At 51.6% G+C, this 15,809-nt stretch carries 17 protein-coding genes; 8 read left to right on the top strand and 9 right to left on the bottom strand.

Annotated elements, in window-relative coordinates:
* Position 1: 1 nt before the first annotated feature.
* Both G9Q38_RS12370 and G9Q38_RS12375 read right to left on the bottom strand, forming a co-directional pair.
* Positions 2 to 1,615: a hypothetical protein gene (locus G9Q38_RS12370; RefSeq protein WP_228276129.1), complete on the bottom strand. Its 1,614-nt coding sequence runs from the start codon at positions 1,613 to 1,615 to the stop codon at positions 2 to 4.
* The gene (locus G9Q38_RS12375) at positions 1,612 to 2,430 is read right to left on the bottom strand and encodes a TrbG/VirB9 family P-type conjugative transfer protein (protein ID WP_166131456.1); all 819 of its coding nucleotides are present in this window, start codon (positions 2,428 to 2,430) and stop codon (positions 1,612 to 1,614) included. Before G9Q38_RS12375 ends, G9Q38_RS12370 begins: the two co-directional genes overlap by 4 nt.
* A 520-nt stretch (positions 2,431 to 2,950) precedes the next feature.
* On the opposite strand from G9Q38_RS12375, the gene G9Q38_RS12380 reads away from it, so the two are divergent.
* The 3 genes from G9Q38_RS12380 to G9Q38_RS12390 all read left to right on the top strand — a co-directional run bounded on the left by G9Q38_RS12380 (position 2,951) and on the right by G9Q38_RS12390 (position 3,930).
* The gene (locus G9Q38_RS12380) at positions 2,951 to 3,232 is read left to right on the top strand and encodes a hypothetical protein (RefSeq protein ID WP_114420911.1); all 282 of its coding nucleotides are present in this window, start codon (positions 2,951 to 2,953) and stop codon (positions 3,230 to 3,232) included.
* A 79-nt stretch (positions 3,233 to 3,311) separates the two neighbouring features.
* Positions 3,312 to 3,506: a hypothetical protein gene (locus tag G9Q38_RS12385; RefSeq protein WP_166131459.1), complete on the top strand. Its 195-nt coding sequence runs from the start codon at positions 3,312 to 3,314 to the stop codon at positions 3,504 to 3,506.
* Between the two features lie 64 nt (positions 3,507 to 3,570).
* Positions 3,571 to 3,930: a hypothetical protein gene (locus tag G9Q38_RS12390; RefSeq protein ID WP_114420913.1), complete on the top strand. Its 360-nt coding sequence runs from the start codon at positions 3,571 to 3,573 to the stop codon at positions 3,928 to 3,930.
* Here G9Q38_RS12390 and purB read toward each other — a convergent pair.
* Complete coding sequence (gene purB, locus G9Q38_RS12395) at positions 3,927 to 5,303, bottom strand: adenylosuccinate lyase (RefSeq protein WP_166131462.1); 1,377 nt, start codon at positions 5,301 to 5,303, stop codon at positions 3,927 to 3,929. The two genes, G9Q38_RS12390 and purB, sit on opposite strands and share 4 nt — an antisense overlap.
* Before the next feature lie 176 nt (positions 5,304 to 5,479).
* Between purB and G9Q38_RS12400 the strand changes: the two genes are divergently transcribed.
* The gene (locus tag G9Q38_RS12400) at positions 5,480 to 6,100 is read left to right on the top strand and encodes a glutathione S-transferase (protein ID WP_166131465.1); all 621 of its coding nucleotides are present in this window, start codon (positions 5,480 to 5,482) and stop codon (positions 6,098 to 6,100) included.
* A 7-nt stretch (positions 6,101 to 6,107) separates the two neighbouring features.
* On the opposite strand, the gene mnmA is transcribed toward G9Q38_RS12400, so the two are convergent.
* The 3 genes from mnmA to aroG are packed head-to-tail and all read right to left on the bottom strand — an operon-like array spanning position 6,108 to position 9,762.
* Complete coding sequence (mnmA, locus tag G9Q38_RS12405) at positions 6,108 to 7,232, bottom strand: tRNA 2-thiouridine(34) synthase MnmA (protein WP_166131468.1); 1,125 nt, start codon at positions 7,230 to 7,232, stop codon at positions 6,108 to 6,110.
* Positions 7,233 to 7,234: 2 nt separating this feature from the next.
* The gene (locus tag G9Q38_RS12410) at positions 7,235 to 8,659 is read right to left on the bottom strand and encodes an FAD-binding oxidoreductase (RefSeq protein ID WP_166131472.1); all 1,425 of its coding nucleotides are present in this window, start codon (positions 8,657 to 8,659) and stop codon (positions 7,235 to 7,237) included.
* Between the two features lie 26 nt (positions 8,660 to 8,685).
* Positions 8,686 to 9,762, bottom strand: a complete 1,077-nt coding sequence (gene aroG / locus G9Q38_RS12415; protein ID WP_166131475.1) for a 3-deoxy-7-phosphoheptulonate synthase AroG — start codon at positions 9,760 to 9,762, stop codon at positions 8,686 to 8,688.
* 296 nt (positions 9,763 to 10,058) lie between these two features.
* Here aroG and ehuB point away from each other — a divergent pair, with 296 nt between their 5' ends.
* Genes ehuB through ehuA form a run of 4 tightly spaced genes read left to right on the top strand, consistent with a single transcriptional unit; the run spans position 10,059 to position 13,049 of the window.
* Positions 10,059 to 10,919: an ectoine/hydroxyectoine ABC transporter substrate-binding protein EhuB gene (gene ehuB / locus G9Q38_RS12420; RefSeq protein WP_166131478.1), complete on the top strand. Its 861-nt coding sequence runs from the start codon at positions 10,059 to 10,061 to the stop codon at positions 10,917 to 10,919.
* Between the two features lie 18 nt (positions 10,920 to 10,937).
* Entirely contained in the window at positions 10,938 to 11,612 is a 675-nt protein-coding gene (gene ehuC, locus G9Q38_RS12425) for an ectoine/hydroxyectoine ABC transporter permease subunit EhuC (RefSeq protein ID WP_166131481.1), read from the top strand.
* The gene (gene ehuD / locus G9Q38_RS12430) at positions 11,596 to 12,288 is read left to right on the top strand and encodes an ectoine/hydroxyectoine ABC transporter permease subunit EhuD (protein WP_166131484.1); all 693 of its coding nucleotides are present in this window, start codon (positions 11,596 to 11,598) and stop codon (positions 12,286 to 12,288) included. The genes ehuC and ehuD overlap by 17 nt, the downstream gene beginning before the upstream one ends.
* Positions 12,285 to 13,049, top strand: a complete 765-nt coding sequence (gene ehuA, locus G9Q38_RS12435; protein WP_166131487.1) for an ectoine/hydroxyectoine ABC transporter ATP-binding protein EhuA — start codon at positions 12,285 to 12,287, stop codon at positions 13,047 to 13,049. The genes ehuD and ehuA overlap by 4 nt, the downstream gene beginning before the upstream one ends.
* 70 nt (positions 13,050 to 13,119) lie before the next feature.
* Here ehuA and thpD read toward each other — a convergent pair whose 3' ends face one another.
* From thpD to ectB, 3 genes are read right to left on the bottom strand one after another with little or no spacing between them, the layout of a single operon-like run.
* A complete protein-coding gene (gene thpD / locus G9Q38_RS12440; RefSeq protein ID WP_166131490.1) occupies positions 13,120 to 14,040 on the bottom strand; it encodes an ectoine hydroxylase in 921 nt (306 codons plus the stop codon).
* Between the two features lie 19 nt (positions 14,041 to 14,059).
* Entirely contained in the window at positions 14,060 to 14,455 is a 396-nt protein-coding gene (locus G9Q38_RS12445; protein ID WP_114420924.1) for an ectoine synthase, read from the bottom strand.
* Positions 14,452 to 15,762 carry a diaminobutyrate--2-oxoglutarate transaminase gene (gene ectB, locus G9Q38_RS12450; RefSeq protein ID WP_166131493.1) on the bottom strand — a complete coding sequence of 437 codons (1,311 nt, stop codon included), beginning with the start codon at positions 15,760 to 15,762 and terminating at the stop codon, positions 14,452 to 14,454. Before ectB ends, G9Q38_RS12445 begins: the two co-directional genes overlap by 4 nt.
* Between the last annotated feature and the right edge of the window lie 47 nt (positions 15,763 to 15,809).

The raw sequence follows: 15,809 nt of genomic DNA on the forward strand, positions 1-15,809 counted from the left end.
CCTAGAACCCTTCTTCTACCTGTGCGGTAATCACAATGACCGTTTTAAGACGTTGCCGTGATGCCTTGTCGTTGCCGCCCAATACCAAAGGCATACCCGGATTAAGACGACGCAAGTCGGCGCTCTCCTGAGTGCGATCAAAACCTGAGACCAAAACTGGTTGCCCCGGACGCAACGCCAGTTGTTGAACTGTTCCATTGCCATCGATTGTGACTTGCTGCAGTTGCAACGGGTTACTTGAGTCACCAAAGGTGACAGATTTAAGCGGCTGGGCGACGGTGTTGTCGTACGCCAAAGACAACAAAATCTGGCCGTCCTCTTGCGCATCGGGCACGAGCGTCAACAATGAGCCCACCGTCTCTTCTTTTTGACTGATAGAAACAGTCGGCAGCGTTGCATCAAGATAGTTGCCTGATACGGAACTTTCAACCCTGTCTATATACGAGAAGGTAGTACGCACAGCATGAGTCACCGGACGTCTGTTAAGGGTTAAAACCGGCACACTGCTGCGCCGGATGACTTTCCCCACTTTTCCCAAAGCGCTTACGATCGCCTCACTGCCACTAAACGGGCCTTTACGTATGCCCAGTCCCAACTGAGCCATGTCAGCCGCGATAGCACCCGGCGCAGCAGCGGCAGCCGCTACACGGGCACTGGAAAAAACAATGTTCCAGTCAACACCGGCCTCTACCGAATCGTTGGTCATTAACGTAATTTCTTCAAAAATAAGCCTCACGCGACGCGTAAGAGCCCTATTTTCTTTTTCAAGATAACCGGCGACCTGCTGAAGGACTTGAGGCGTATCCGTAACCACAACCAAGGCACTTCCCCCTTCGTGCGCAACTGCCACACCTGCCTGAGTTAAAAATGGCTGAATACGTGCCTCAACGACCTCCATTACGCTAACTGCATCGCTCTGGAGCTCCGTACGCGAACTACTGGCAAAGCCACTGTCTCCGGATTTTCGCCCTGCACCCAGCGCTGCTTGTGCCTGGACGGCAAGTGTGAGCGCGCGAACATTAAAGACGCGTGTCTCAGTTCGATAGAATTCAATCCGTTCGTGCTCATAGCGCCAGTAAACGCCAAGCGCTGCAGCGACACGATCAAGAATACGTGCCAGTGGTTCTGATTCGCCTGACAAACTGACCGTTTGCCGATTCAGGCCAACGCGTGTCTGTGCGCTGTCCGCCCCTGACAAGCGCTGCGTAAACAAATCATTTGACAGCAAAGCCTCTGGGTGGACATAAACGGGAATGCCAGTAGCCCGGGTAATACGCCGTGCGACCCTTGTCAGCCCAATCGGTCCGTCGGAAAACAATAAGGTTGTTCGGACATGGCTGCGCAACGCTGCGGGTAACGTCACTTCACGCGCCAAAGGTAAAGAGCGCCCTGCAAGCCAGGGACGATCGACATGTTGAGCTTGCTCACGCAACTGCGGACTACTGACCATTTGCGCAAATGCGTTATGGCTTGCCGTTACTTTGCTGTCGGTTTCGACAGCTGACAAAGCGACTTTTTGAATCGCATCACCTAGTGCACACCCTGTCAGGATGAACGCCGATAAAGGAAAGGCAGTCGATATGGCAACAAGACGAAAAAGTTTCAGACGACTCATGATGCACTCATCGTCTTTCGGGCACGATCACACGGTTGCGCAAACGGCACTATGCGCAACACACGATTAGAATAGAAGCATGGCTGTAAAGGTCTGTCCCCCAATTCGCTCGAAGCAACCAAACTACGCACGGCTTCTTCAAACGAGGTATCGAATTGCGCGCTTCCCACTATGGGGATGTCGACATCAACCGCCCAGTGCTCAGGCCCGAAGTCCCATTGCGCAAATCGTGCCCACTGCGCTAGAGCCTCACGCATGGTGCCGTCGGCCGGACCTACCTTGAAAGTATTTACGGGCTTGGTGTCGCCCCTTTCAACCGGGATGACAGGCTTAAGCGGCTCGGTCGCGGCGATCACTTCGACCGGGATGGCCGGCACATCTGGCACCACGGAAGTCGCCGCCTGCTCGGCCATGAGAGAGTTCTCTACACCCGTATCTCCTGCCACCTCGGCCTGCCGATACACATGGCCTTGAACATGACCACCGTGAATCACAAGATGTGACCACACACCTGGCAATATCACGTACGGCCCGGATTGACGGTAAGTGAGTAAAGTGTCCTCCTCGCCTCGTCTTGCAAATACCGCGGGGACCGGCGTACCAGACGGGAACTGCAACCAGGTTTGGCGACCATCATCAAAAGCCTGTAGGGGCGTAACCCGTTTATCTCCTTTGATGACCCACTCGAAATTGAATTGGCCTACGGAGGCGGGTGTGTCAAATGCCCTTGCCCATTGCGACACCTGGGCGCAACCGGTTGTGATCATCAACAATAGAAAAACGCTGTACCGGAAAAAAATGCCGAAACTGACCATGCTTGTTCTCCCTTCGAAGCCCGCGCACCACGCACTGACTCGCAAGAACACATCGTCGGCCCGGTCAGCCTTCAGCACCAGTCTGAGATTTACGAATAGATGAATTCGACACGCCGTCCAAAAGCGTTTAAATTTTCCCCAAAATCAATTATTTTATTTTTAAATCAATTGGTTACTTGAAAAATAAAACTATTGGAGCAACAGAGCGATTGGCTTCCATCGTCGGGAAGATAGTGACAAACAAATCACAATAAATTTTGTTTCATTTAGCAACACACGGGGCGCCAACACTTTGGTACGCTTGACTGCGCCCAAAAATAAAACCCATGGGCGCACCAGTTTCATCGCAGCATTATTATTCTTAAAAAACACTTTCATGCGTGTTACCTTTGCGCTTTTGAAGAGCTACCTATAACCAAGCAAAAGCCAGCGCAACACGGTCTCGCCAACTGAATCAGAAAATATTTCGGCTTCGTCTTTGCCAACTGCTTTTCTGATTCGCATGCTCAGGAGACGCATCATGAAAAAACTGGTTGAAGAGTTCTGGGGGCGCGCACTGAAAATTGCGCATCATTACGAATCCGATCAACTCACTTTTGCAGATTTAACCGGGCTGGTTGACGATTATTCGGCAGCCTTTCATGAATCCCTTTCCGGCATACCCGACTCCGACCGTCTGGCATGTTGCTCGTTGCTTGAACAACGCCTGTTTAGCAGCGCCAATAATAAGTCGCACACAGACACGGTTAACTCAGCTTTGGCCGAATTGGCCGGCTCTGTCAACCGTATTCCAATTTACTAACACCATGAAACCCTATCCCTTCCAGCGGCATTTCCCGATTTCCACCCCCCAAGCTTGGAAATGCCGCTAGAATGGGGGCATGAAAGTCGGTATTGTTCTCTTTAGCATCTTTACCATGGCCGCCACCGCTTGGTGGCTGCTCCGCAGTAATCGCCATTCGCGTCTGTCGTTCAAAGAAAAACTGCACATCGTCGGGCAAAGTCTTGCAACCGGCGTTGCGGTTTACTTCGCATTGCTCTTACTCGCAGTTATCTATTTGTCGGTTACCGGTTAAAAGACACGAAGGGCATCGAGGTTTTACAATAAGCCTACGTACATACAAAGAGAATGGTTTTATTTTGAATCCGACACCAAACGAATCTTGGGGCTTTTTGCATCCTGAATGTTTTGGCCAGAAAGCATTGCTGTTTTTTAGCTGGGACCTGGCCAAAACCATTGAGCAGCAGTTTCATCTGCATGCCCAATCAGCCCCTGAAGTCCAACTTTACGAAGCGCAAAAAGCGGTAGATCGCCTGTTGAAGCAATATCAGCAAATTCAGGCCAACCCCGATGCCTTCGAAGGACAGCATATTACTTTGCAACTCGAAGAAACCGACGCTGATGAGGCGCCGATTCTGGCACTGCACACGTCACCGCAACTTGAAGAGCGCATTTTGGCGGCGCAAGCACAAATGCAAACGCCGCCCACAGTGAACTAAATCTTGCGCGCCAGTTCGGCCGCCAGTCCGATATAGTTCCTGGGAGTGAGTGCCAACAGGCGCCGGCGGGCCTCCTCGGGCAGGTCGAGCGCCTTAATAAATTCCGTTAATGCTTCTTGAGTAATACCCTTACCCCGCGTCAGCGCTTTCAATTGTTCGTAAGGCTGAGGCAGGCCATAACGCCGCATGACGGTTTGTACCGGCTCAGCCAAAACCTCCCAACACGCATCAATATCGGCATCGATCGCTGCAGCATTTAGCTCCAATTTATTCAAACCCCGCAAGCATGCCTCCCAGGCAATGATGCAATAGCCAAAAGCCACGCCCAAATTACGCAACACCGTTGAGTCGGTAAGGTCTCGCTGCCAGCGCGACACCGGAAGCTTCTCAGACAAATGACGTAAGGTAGCGTTTGCCAGCCCGATATTACCTTCGGAGTTTTCGAAATCAATTGGATTAACTTTATGAGGCATGGTCGATGAGCCCACCTCGCCCTCTTTAAGCTTTTGCTTGAAATAACCCAGGGCAATATAACCCCATACATCACGATTCAAATCAAGCACAATCGTGTTGGCGCGTGCAAGTGCATCGAACAATTCCGCCATCCAGTCGTGCGGCTCAATTTGAATTGAAAATGGATTCTGCCGTAAACCCAGATCGCCCAATACACGAGCGCTAAATGCACACCAGTCAATTTCAGGATAAGCGCTTATATGAGCGTTGTAATTACCTGTTGCGCCATTCATTTTGGCAAGAGGTTGTACCCGCTCGATATTGACCAGCGCTTGCTCCAGGCGCGCAGCAACATTAGCAAACTCTTTACCCACTGTGGTTGGGCTGGCCGGTTGCCCATGAGTACGCGACAACAAGGGTTGATCGGCGTAAATGTGAGCCAGTGCTTTCAACTTGTCCAATACAGCCGTCAAATGCGGCACCATGACCTGGTCGCGCGCACGCGTCAGCATCAAGGCGTGCGAGGTATTATTGATATCTTCCGACGTGCAGGCAAAGTGAATGAACTCGGCGGCACGAGACAACTCTTCATCGTCGGCCACTTTTTCCTTAAGCCAATACTCAACCGCTTTTACGTCATGGTTCGTCACGAGCTCAATGTCCTTAATGCGTGCCGCATCGCTTTCGGAAAATGTAGCCACCATAGCAGCCAGGCGCTCTCGTGCCGAATCGGAAAATGCAGGTAGCTCAGGTAAACCGGCGTCAGACAAACCAGTTAACCACGCAATTTCCACTTCAACCCTATGGGCCATGAAGCCCGCCTCGGATAATAAGCCCCGCAACGCATTCGCCTTAGCCGCATAGCGGCCATCAAGCGGTGAAAGAGCATTCAATTGACTAAGTTGATCGGCGATTTGCATAGCGGCCCAAGTATAAAAAAACAAGGCGGGATTTTACCACCCCACCCATTTCTGTTGGGTTAATAAAACAGAATCTGCAACGAATCACAAACCGCGTCAATTCGCGCATGCAGGAAATCATTATTCCTGCACCAGCCTGCTATACTTTTCCGACCTTTCAACTACCTGATTGCGCCATGAAACTTATTGGTTCACTGACCAGTCCTTATGTACGTAAAGTTCGCATCGTAATGGCCGAGAAAAAACTCGATTTCGAGTTCGTGCCGGAAGATGTCTGGTCTCCCGATACCAAAATTCAGCAATGGAACCCTTTGGGCAAGGTACCCTGTCTTTTAACCGACGACGGCGGCAGTATCTTTGACTCCCGGGTCATCGTCGAATATCTCGATACGCTCTCACCGGTTGGTCGTTTGTTGCCACAGGGGAACCGTGATCGGACAGCAACAAAATGTTGGGAAGCCATTGCCGATGGGTTGCTTGATGCCGGCGTCACTATTGTGGCAGAGGGGCGCCGACCGGAACAATTGCGCAGCGAAGACTGGATCAAACGCCAACTCAGTAAAATTGACGGCGCTCTGGTCTCCATGGAGCGGGGTCTTGAGGGCAACGGTTACTGCATGGGCGTAAATTTCAGCCTGGCCGACATTGCGGTGGGCTGTGCACTGGGTTTTCTCGACTTTCGCATGCCGGAAAAAAGCTGGCGTGAATCTCACCCTCAGTTGGCACAGCTCTACACCAAATTGCAAGCACGCCCGTCTTTTTCCAGCACGGTACCGCAATTACCCCAGCAGGTTTAGCTACAAACTAAGCGGTAATAATACCGCCGCCCAAACAGACGTCGCCGTCGTATAGCACCGCCGATTGACCTGGGGTAACGGCCCACTGCGCCGCGTCAAAATCCAACTCGAAAGAGTCCTGTTCCTCGTCAGAAAGAATCACATCACACGGCGCATCAGCTTGTCGATAGCGGGTCTTGGCCGCGTACTGGCCCTGTACAGGGGGTACACCGGCAATCCAGCTGGCCTCTTGTGCCTGCAAATGATGCTGCAACAACCAGGGATGATCATGCCCCTGCACAACATAAAGCGTGTTGTTTTCCATATCTTTGCGCGCGGTATACCATGCCGGCGCCACCCCGTCGGGGTTTTGGCGACCCTTAACACCACCGATTCCCAATCCTTTACGCTGGCCCAGAGTATAAAAAGCCAAACCCTGATGCCGACCCAACACTTTGCCGTCAGGCGCTTTAATGGGGCCTGGCTGTGTGGGAAGATAACGATTCAAGAACTCACGGAATGGGCGCTCGCCTATAAAACAGATTCCAGTCGAATCTTTCTTGGCGGCATTGGGCAAACCCAGTTCCTGCGCAATTCGGCGCACTTCGGTTTTTTTGATGTCCCCCAACGGAAACATGGATCGCGACAATTGACTCTGCGTTAAGCGATGCAGAAAGTAACTTTGATCTTTGGTGTGATCCAAACCCTTCAAAAGCTGCCACTCCGGCCCTTGCGGGCCTTCTATTTTACGTACACGTGCATAATGCCCGGTAGCAATCCTTTCGGCACCCAACGCCATAGCATGGTCCAGAAACGCCTTGAATTTAATTTCAGCGTTGCATAAGACATCGGGGTTAGGCGTTCGGCCGGCCGAATATTCACGCAGAAAGTCGGCAAACACACGGTCTTTATATTCCGCCGCGAAATTTACCGCCTCAATTTCAATATCCAGCAAATCAGCGACACTGGCGGCATCAAGCCAATCCTGACGCGTTGAGCAATATTCGGAGTCGTCGTCGTCTTCCCAATTCTTCATAAAAAGACCCACAACGTCGTAACCTTGCTGTTTTAAAAGCCACGCGGAAACCGACGAATCCACACCGCCCGACAGGCCAATCACAACGCGCTCTTTTTTGGCAACAGTATCCGACATGCTTAGCCCTGCATGCTCTTGGCGGGCAACATTTTGCCAGGGTTCAGAATATTATTGGGGTCGAACGTTTTCTTCAGACCAGCCATCAATGCCAGGCCATTTTCACCATGCTCCAGCTGCATGAATTCAATTTTGTGCAGGCCGATTCCATGTTCACCGGTACACGTACCCTGCATCCGAATAGCACGTTCGGCCAGGCGGCGATTTAGCGCCTGCGATTCTTCCCACTCGGATGGATTGTCAGGATCGAGTAACATCATGACGTGAAAATTACCGTCTCCCACATGGCCCAATATGGTATAGGGAAACGGCGCTTGATCGAGCTCGTGCGCCGTTTCAAGTACGCAATCGGCCAAACGCGAAATAGGCACACAGACATCGGTCGTACTGGCGACCGACCCAGGGCGCAATTGCAAACCGGCGAAGTAAGCATGGTGGCGGGCCGTCCAGAGTTTGGAACGTTCTTCGGGCAACATAGCCCAGTCGAAATCACGGCCACCGTTGTCGCGCGCAATGTCCTGAACAGCCTCGGCCTGTTCCTGTACCGAAGCCGGACTGCCGTGAAACTCAAACAACAGTAACGGCGATTCACGCAAATTAAGCTTGCTGTAGGCGTTAGTGGCCTTCACAGCCCATTCATCCATAAACTCAACCCGAGCCACTGGAATACCCATTTGAATAATTTGAATCACACTTTCCACTGCCGCAGACAGCGTGGGAAAGTTACAAATTGCTGCAGAAATGGCTTCGGGTTGCGGATATAACCGCAGGGTAATTTCGGTGATAATGCCCAGTGTCCCTTCGCTACCCACGAAAATGCGGGTCAGGTCATACCCCGACGCGGATTTGCGCGCGTGGCTGCCGGTGCGCACAATACGGCCGTCGGCCATTACAACCTCAAGCGCCAACACATTTTCCCGCATGGTGCCATAACGTACAGCATTGGTGCCCGAGGCCCGCGTCGCGCACATTCCGCCAATAGTGGCATCGGCACCCGGGTCAATCGGAAAAAACAGGCCTGTATCGCGAATCTCTTCATTCAATTGTTTGCGTGTCACCCCGGGCTGCACGGTAACCGTTAAATCTTCCGGATTCACCTTTAGAATGGCATTCATTCCGGTTAAATCCAGGCTAATGCCCCCTTCTACCGCAAGCACATGCCCCTCAAGGGAAGAGCCTACTCCAAATGGAATAAGTGGCACCTTGTGCTCGTTGCATAATCGGGCAACATATGCGGCCTCTTCTGTGCTTTCGGCAAACACAACTGCATCCGGCACCATCGGCTGATACGGTGATTCATCAGTACCATGGTGCTCACGCACCGACTGCGCCACACTGAAACGACTTCCGAACCGGGAAGCCAGCGCATCCAATAAAGTTTGTGGCACAGGTCGACGTTCACAAGAAAGTTCCAAGCCGATACTCACACGTTCTCCCAGGTTTGTTCGTACCGTTACGCATCCAGCGCGCTGGCCACAACCTCACGGCGCTTGCGTACAGCACCAGCCAGGCGCTCCAGCATTTGCACAGATGTTTCCCAATCAACACAGCCATCAGTAATGCTTTGACCGTATACCAGCGACTCACCAGCCACAAGATCCTGCCGCCCCGCCACCAGGTGACTTTCAATCATGACACCGAAAATACGCTCTTCACCGGACTCAAGTTGTTGCGCCACATCATCGATTACCAGCGGCTGATTGCGGTAGTCTTTATTGCTGTTGGCGTGACTGGAGTCGATCATGATACGAGGCCGTAACCCGGCTTTGGCCAAATAAGTGGAAGCGTCTTCAACGTGTTCGGCATCATAATTCGGCGCTTTCCCGCCACGCAAAATCACATGACAGTCTTCATTCCCTTCGGTGGAAACAATCGCAGAATGACCGCCCTTGGTAACAGAGAGAAAATGATGCGGCTGGGAGGCTGCCTTAATCGCGTCGATCGCGATCTTGATATTGCCGTCCGTCCCGTTTTTGAAGCCCACTGGGCACGACAGACCCGATGCCAGCTCACGGTGAACCTGACTTTCAGTAGTGCGTGCGCCAATCGCGCCCCAAGAAACCAAATCGGCAAAGTACTGGGGGGTAATCATATCCAGAAACTCGCAACCTGCAGGCAAACCCATACTGTTGATTTGCAGCAGCAACTCACGCGCTGTTCTCAGGCCAAGATTGATATTGAAACTCCCATCTAAACCCGGATCGTTAATCAGCCCTTTCCAACCTACTGTAGTACGAGGTTTCTCGAAATACACCCGCATGACCACTTCAAGTTCACCCTTGAACTGCTCACGCTGTGCCTTCAGGCGATTCGCGTACTCAAGCGCCGCTTCAGTGTTATGAATAGAACAAGGCCCGATAATGACCACCAGGCGATCGTCGGAACCATGCAATATGTTATGGATTGCCTTGCGACTGGCATAAACGGTTTCCGCCGCCGTATCAGTAGTGGCGAATTCACGCATCACATGAGAAGGCGGGCTAAGCTCTTTGATTTCACGAATGCGCAAGTCGTCGGTATTGTGTGGCACTTTGGATACTCCTACAAAAAAAGCCGCCTAGCGACAGGGCTGGCGGCTTTTTGGGAAATTTTTGTTTGCTACCGAGTTTGAAACAAACTCTTCTTCCCTTCCCCCACCAGACGCGCCGGGAAAGTATAAAAATAAAAGAAGAAAAACTCGGAAGTGCGGTTCATAGTGCGCTTATGCTAGCACAAAATACCGCCCGGCGCCAAGCACCTGCAAACGTCATCATTTGAGTACGAATTATTTTATGCGCTATCATTTCAGTATTGATGATCGACATCGAAACAAACAGGACATCAGGCATGAAACCCACCCGACTTCTTGCCACTGGCCTGATTGCCAGTGTTTTGGGCCTCTTGGGCGTCACGACAGCCCAGGCGATTACGCTTCAGGAAATCAAAGAAAGGGGCGAAATTCGCATTGCCATTGCCAATGAAATTCCTTACGGCTTCATGGATTTATCGGGCAATGCCAAAGGGGTAGGGCCCGAGGTAGCCCAACATATTGCCAAAGCGCTCGGCATCAACAACATTAAATGGGAAACTGCGGCTTTTGGCTCCCTGATTCCCGGCTTAAAAGCAGGCCGTTTCGACATGGTTGCGGCGGAAATGGCCATTTTGCCGGCGCGCTGCCGGCAGGTTTTATTCTCCGAGCCGAATACCTCCTACGGTGAAGGCTTACTAGTTGCCCAAGGCAACCCTATGAAACTGAATGCGTTTGAGCAATTTACCGAAGGCGACCTGAAGGTCGCCATTATGGCAGGCGCCGACCAACTTGAAATTCTGCAGGCACTGGGGGTGCCCGGTGCTCGTATGGTAACCATTGCCAATAATGCTGACGCGATCTCCACAGTGGCAACCGGGCGTGCCGATGCTTACGCCGCCACCAGCTTAACCGTGGCTGAACTGGCGGCAAAAAGTGACAAGGTTGAGTCAGCCGAACCGTTCAACGACCCCATTATTAATGGAACAGCGGTACGTAGTTGGGGTGGGTTTACCTTTGCACAAGGCTCGGAAAAACTGCAAAAAGCCGTAAACGACGCTTTGACACAGTTTAAGAAAACCGACCAATGGAAGGCTATTTTGCAAAATTACGGCTTTTCATCTGCCGACATAAACGAATCCTTTCAAAAAACCACGGCACAGTTATGTAAAGCGTCGTGATTTTTAGCCCTGGATCGCATGGAATGGCTTAATTATCTACCTCCTTTAATGGAGGGCGCCTGGGTCACGGTTCAACTGACCGTCTATTCAACCGTTTTGGGCGGGTTGATCTCATTTGCTCTGGGTATCGGCCGCCTGGCGTCACATGCCGCCATTCGCCTGCCGTCCATTGCTGTTATCGAGATCTTTCGGGGCACTTCGCTTTTAGTGCAATTGTTCTGGTTATATTTCGCCCTGCCTATCTTGGGAGACACTCTGGGGGTGAACCTGAAACTGGCTCCCGTGTTAGCCGGCACCCTGGCGCTGAGCCTGAACATAGGCGCGTATGGCGCCGAGGTCGTAAGAGGCGCCTTGCAAGCCGTTCCAAAGCCACAGCTTGAAGCGGCCACGGCATTGAATTTTTCGTCGCGACAAACACTATGGCGTGTCAGCTTGCCACAAGCGATTCCTGAAATGATGCCGAGCTTCGGCAACTTGGCGATACAGAATCTGAAAGATACGGCGTTGGTCTCGCTGATCAGCTTGGGCGATCTAGCGTTCCGAGCGGAACAGATACGAAATTTCACACAAGACAGTACCACGGTCTACACCCTGCTGCTGCTGATGTACTTCGGCATGGCGTTGGTGCTGGCCGGGCTCATGAAAAGTCTGGAACTTCTGGTAGGAAGGTGGCGCCATGCTGTTCGGCATTGAGTGGAGCACAGACAGCAATTGGCAGTTCGCACTGTCTATCTTGCCGATCCTTTTGCGCGGCATGGTCGTAACCTTGCAGGCCACTGTGGTGGGCTTTGTGCTCGCCGCCATTTTCGGGCTTGTTCTGGCTACACTTAAAAGCGTACCTTTGCGTCTTGTTTCGTGGCCGGCCAAACTTATTAGCGAATTTCTGCGCGACACACCACTGCTGGTGCAATTGTTTTTTCTTTACTACGTGCTGCCGGACTACGGTATTGTGTTACCCGCCTTTCTAACGGGCGCCCTGGCTTTGGGTTTGCAGTACAGCGCGTATGCATCTGAAGTTTATCGAGCCGGGCTGGAGTCGGTCCCACGAGGTCAGTATGAGGCCGCCCGTGCGCTGGATTTGTCGTCCATCCGCACATTCCGGATCATCGTGCTGCCACAGGCCATTCCACGCATTATTCCAGCCCTGGGTAACTATCTGGTTTCCATTATGAAAGACGTCCCACTGCTGTCAGTCGTTTCCGTGCTTGAGATGCTGAATGTCGCAAAAATTATTGGTGACCGTACCTTTAATTACCTCATCCCCCTTTCTATGGTGGGTGGACTTTACCTGGTTATGACACTGGTTGCCGCCTCGGGCGTACGTTACCTGGATACGCGTCTGCCTAAACAAGGAATACCATTACGATGATTGAAACTGCCATCGAGTTTCGTGATGTTGTTAAATGCTTTGGCGACGTTACGGTACTTAATCACCTGAATTTCTCGGTAAAGAAAGGAGAAAAGGTCAGTATTATCGGCCCATCCGGCTCCGGAAAATCTACTGTTCTGCGCATATTGATGACGCTTGAAAAAATAGAATCAGGTGCGGTTTACGTCGCAGAGCAGCCTTTGTGGCATGAAGTACGTGAAGGTCGATTAGTCCCGGCCGGTGAGCGCCACTTACGTGAAATGCGCAGGGAAATGGGGATGGTTTTTCAACAGTTCAACCTATTCCCACATATGACAGTTCGGCGCAACATTACTGAAGCACCGAGACACGTTCTGGGTCTATCGAAGAACGACGCAAATGCGCGCGCCGAGGAATACCTGCAACTTGTGGGTTTAAGCGACCAGGCAGATAAATATCCGCACCAGTTGTCCGGTGGTCAGCAACAACGCGTTGCCATCGCACGTGCGCTGGCCATGCGCCCGGGTATTATGCTTTTCGATGAACCTACGTCTGCACTCGACCCTGAACTGGTCGGCGAAGTATTGGCGGTCATTCAACGCCTTTCTCAGGAAAGTGATTTAACCCTGCTGCTCGTAACGCACGAAATGCAATTTGCCCACAACATTTCCGACCGCGTGTGCTTTTTCGACAAAGGCGAAATTGTTGAAGACGGCCCTCCAGAGGTTCTTTTTACAAACCCAAAAGAAGCCCGAACACGAGAATTTCTGAAGTTGGATTAAACAAAAAAAACGTTGCGAAGGTGGACTCCTTCGCAACGTAAAAACAAACCATCATCAACGCCAGAGGCAGTTATACAACTTCTGCATTGGCTTCGAGTGGCTCGAGAGGAACATATTTTTCACGCGTCGCAATATACTCAGGACGCGGTTTCAAACCATACTTTGGCTCGTCGAGCGTATTTTCGATGCTGTTGTACACCATGAACAAATTGGCACGTGGCCACGGCGAAATATTGCTTGCCGATCCATGCATGGTGTTGCACTCGAAAAAAATCACCGAACCGGCCTTGGCCAATACCGGCTGAATGCCACCTTGCTCAACCAAGAGCTGCAGGCTGATCGGGTCGGGCACACCAAACTCTTGTTTTTTCAGCGACTGCCGGTAATGGTTGTCAGGCGTGACTCCCTGGCACGAAATGAACTGCTGATGCGAACCAGGGATAAGCATGAGCGGGCCATTGCACTCATTGTTGTCGGTTAACAAAATGGAGCAGCTGACCGCACGCATGCGCGGCATACCGTCTTCAATGTGCCAGGTTTCAAAGTCGGAGTGCCAATAAAACTCCTTCCCTTTGAAACCCGGTTTCAGATTGGCTCGGGACTGGTGGATATACACTTCCGACCCCAGTACCTGGCGGGCCACATGAATAAGACGCGGGTCACGCGCTATATCGGAAGCCATGCCGCTTAGTTCATGCATTCTAAAAATGGAACGCACGGCATCGCTTCCGGGCTCGGTGATTGCTTCGTCGAGCTTGCGAATCTCGGGATCCTCGCCCATGCGCTTGACTTCATTGAGCATGGCCTGCACTTCATCTTCATTGAACAGGTTTTCCAGCACAATGAAGCCGTCGCGGGCGTAGGTGTCGACCTGATTGGCCGTTAGCGCTTTGGCATAACTACCGTTTGCATAAACGACCGGATCCTGTCGGGCAATTATGGCTGACGTACGGGCATCACGCGAAGAATAAACATCTTGTAGTGTTGTCATACAGTCCTCCTGCAAAACTTTATGCAGCGTCTGCTGCCGCTGGATACACTCCTTTTTCGTCGTGAACTTCGTCACCCGTTAAGGGCGGGTTAAACACGCAAATAACACGCAAAGGTTCTTTTCCGCCACGCAGCCAGTGCTCGTCATGCTCGTCGAGTGCATACACCACGCCAGGCTCCAGCTTGTATTTCTTGCCATCGGCAATGGTTTCAATTTCGCCGTCACCCTCTACAACCCACACCGCTTCCAGGTGATTTTTGTAGTGGATATGCGTTTGCGTACCCGGGCGGATAACGGTTTCATGAAACGAGAAACCCATGCCGTCTTTCTTGAGCAGAACACGGCGACTAACCCAGTTGTCAGTGCGCATTTCGTACTCTGTTCCAATTACATCTTTAACGTTTTTTACAATCATCCGCGTTTACCTCCAAACTTCAATACACGTGCACTGACACCCCGTCCCTTATAGACTTCGGCAACACTGCGTTCAATAATTTCAAGACCTTTTTGAAGCTGCTCTTCGCTAATAGTTAACGCAGGCAACAGCTTCAGCACTTCATCGTTGGCACCGGAGGTTTCAATAACCAGACCGTGCTCAAACGCTTTATGCGCAATTTCATTAGCCAGATCATCGCTATCGGCCGGGGCAACCAAACCTTGAATCATGCCGCGACCCCGTACACTTAACCCTTCATTGGGATAGTTGTACACAATGTTGTCGAGCGACTTGCGAATCATCTCGGACTTCTTGGCAATTTCTTGTTCGAACTTATCGTTCGTCCAATAGGTATCCAGCGCCTCGGCAGCCGTCACAAAGGCCAGATTGTTACCGCGGAAAGTACCGCTGTGCGAACCGGGAGCCCAGATATCGAGCTCGGGCTTCATCAGTACCAACGACATCGGCAACCCATAGCCAGACAGCGACTTCGACAGCGTAACGATGTCGGGGCTAATACCGTATTTATCGAAACTGAAGAACGAACCGGTACGACCGCAACCCACTTGGATGTCATCCACAATGAGTAACATATCGTATTTGCGGCACAGCTTTTCAAGGCTGAGCAACCAACGTTTGGTTGCCACATTTACACCACCCTCACCCTGAACCGTTTCCACGATCACCGCGGCAGGTTGGTCCAGCCCGCTGCTGGGATCTTCCAGCAAACGCTCGAAATACTCGATAGTATCAATGTTATCGCCCATGTAGCCGCAATAGGGGATAAACGTGGTGTTATCAAGCCCTACACCCGCGGCATCGCGAAACTTGCTATTTGCCGTGGTGGCAAGCGAACCGCCGCTTACACCGTGAAAGCCATGAGTAAAGGAAACCACGTTCTCGCGCCCTTTAACCAAGCGAGCCAGCTTTAATGCGGCTTCAACAGCATTGGTACCTGTAGGCCCGGTAAATTGCAGTTTGTAATTCATGCCACGCGGCTTGAGCAACACTCGCTCGAACGTTTCCATGAAATGTTTCTTCGCTTCGGTGGCCATATCGAGGCCATGCACCACGCCGTCGCTATGGATATATTCGATGAGTTTCTCTTTCAGCTTGGGGTTGTTGTGCCCATAGTTAAGTGTTCCGGCACCTGCGAAGAAGTCGATATACTCACGACCGGTTTGATCGAACAGGGTCGAACCCTGCGCTTTGCTAAAAATAACTGGGAAAGATCGAATGTAGCCGCGAACTTCAGACTCCATCCGATCAAAAATATTCAAGTCCATGATTTGGTTCCTCTCGTTAAAATTAAAATTTGATGATCTCAGTAACT

Origin of the sequence: Pusillimonas sp. DMV24BSW_D (genome assembly GCF_011388195.1) — a bacterium.
GTDB lineage: Bacteria > Pseudomonadota > Gammaproteobacteria > Burkholderiales > Burkholderiaceae_B > Neopusillimonas > Neopusillimonas aestuarii.

Coding starts and splice junctions, on each gene's coding strand:
- G9Q38_RS12370 (WP_228276129.1), bottom strand. CDS start 1,615: ATGAGTCGTCTGAAACTTTTTCGTCTTGTTGCCATATCGACTGCCTTT.
- G9Q38_RS12375 (WP_166131456.1), bottom strand. CDS start 2,430: ATGGTCAGTTTCGGCATTTTTTTCCGGTACAGCGTTTTTCTATTGTTG.
- G9Q38_RS12380 (WP_114420911.1), top strand. CDS start 2,951: ATGAAAAAACTGGTTGAAGAGTTCTGGGGGCGCGCACTGAAAATTGCG.
- G9Q38_RS12385 (WP_166131459.1), top strand. CDS start 3,312: ATGAAAGTCGGTATTGTTCTCTTTAGCATCTTTACCATGGCCGCCACC.
- purB (WP_166131462.1), bottom strand. CDS start 5,303: ATGCAAATCGCCGATCAACTTAGTCAATTGAATGCTCTTTCACCGCTT.
- G9Q38_RS12400 (WP_166131465.1), top strand. CDS start 5,480: ATGAAACTTATTGGTTCACTGACCAGTCCTTATGTACGTAAAGTTCGC.
- mnmA (WP_166131468.1), bottom strand. CDS start 7,232: ATGTCGGATACTGTTGCCAAAAAAGAGCGCGTTGTGATTGGCCTGTCG.
- ehuB (WP_166131478.1), top strand. CDS start 10,059: ATGAAACCCACCCGACTTCTTGCCACTGGCCTGATTGCCAGTGTTTTG.
- ehuC (WP_166131481.1), top strand. CDS start 10,938: ATGGAATGGCTTAATTATCTACCTCCTTTAATGGAGGGCGCCTGGGTC.
- ehuD (WP_166131484.1), top strand. CDS start 11,596: ATGCTGTTCGGCATTGAGTGGAGCACAGACAGCAATTGGCAGTTCGCA.
- ehuA (WP_166131487.1), top strand. CDS start 12,285: ATGATTGAAACTGCCATCGAGTTTCGTGATGTTGTTAAATGCTTTGGC.
- thpD (WP_166131490.1), bottom strand. CDS start 14,040: ATGACAACACTACAAGATGTTTATTCTTCGCGTGATGCCCGTACGTCA.
- G9Q38_RS12445 (WP_114420924.1), bottom strand. CDS start 14,455: ATGATTGTAAAAAACGTTAAAGATGTAATTGGAACAGAGTACGAAATG.
- ectB (WP_166131493.1), bottom strand. CDS start 15,762: ATGGACTTGAATATTTTTGATCGGATGGAGTCTGAAGTTCGCGGCTAC.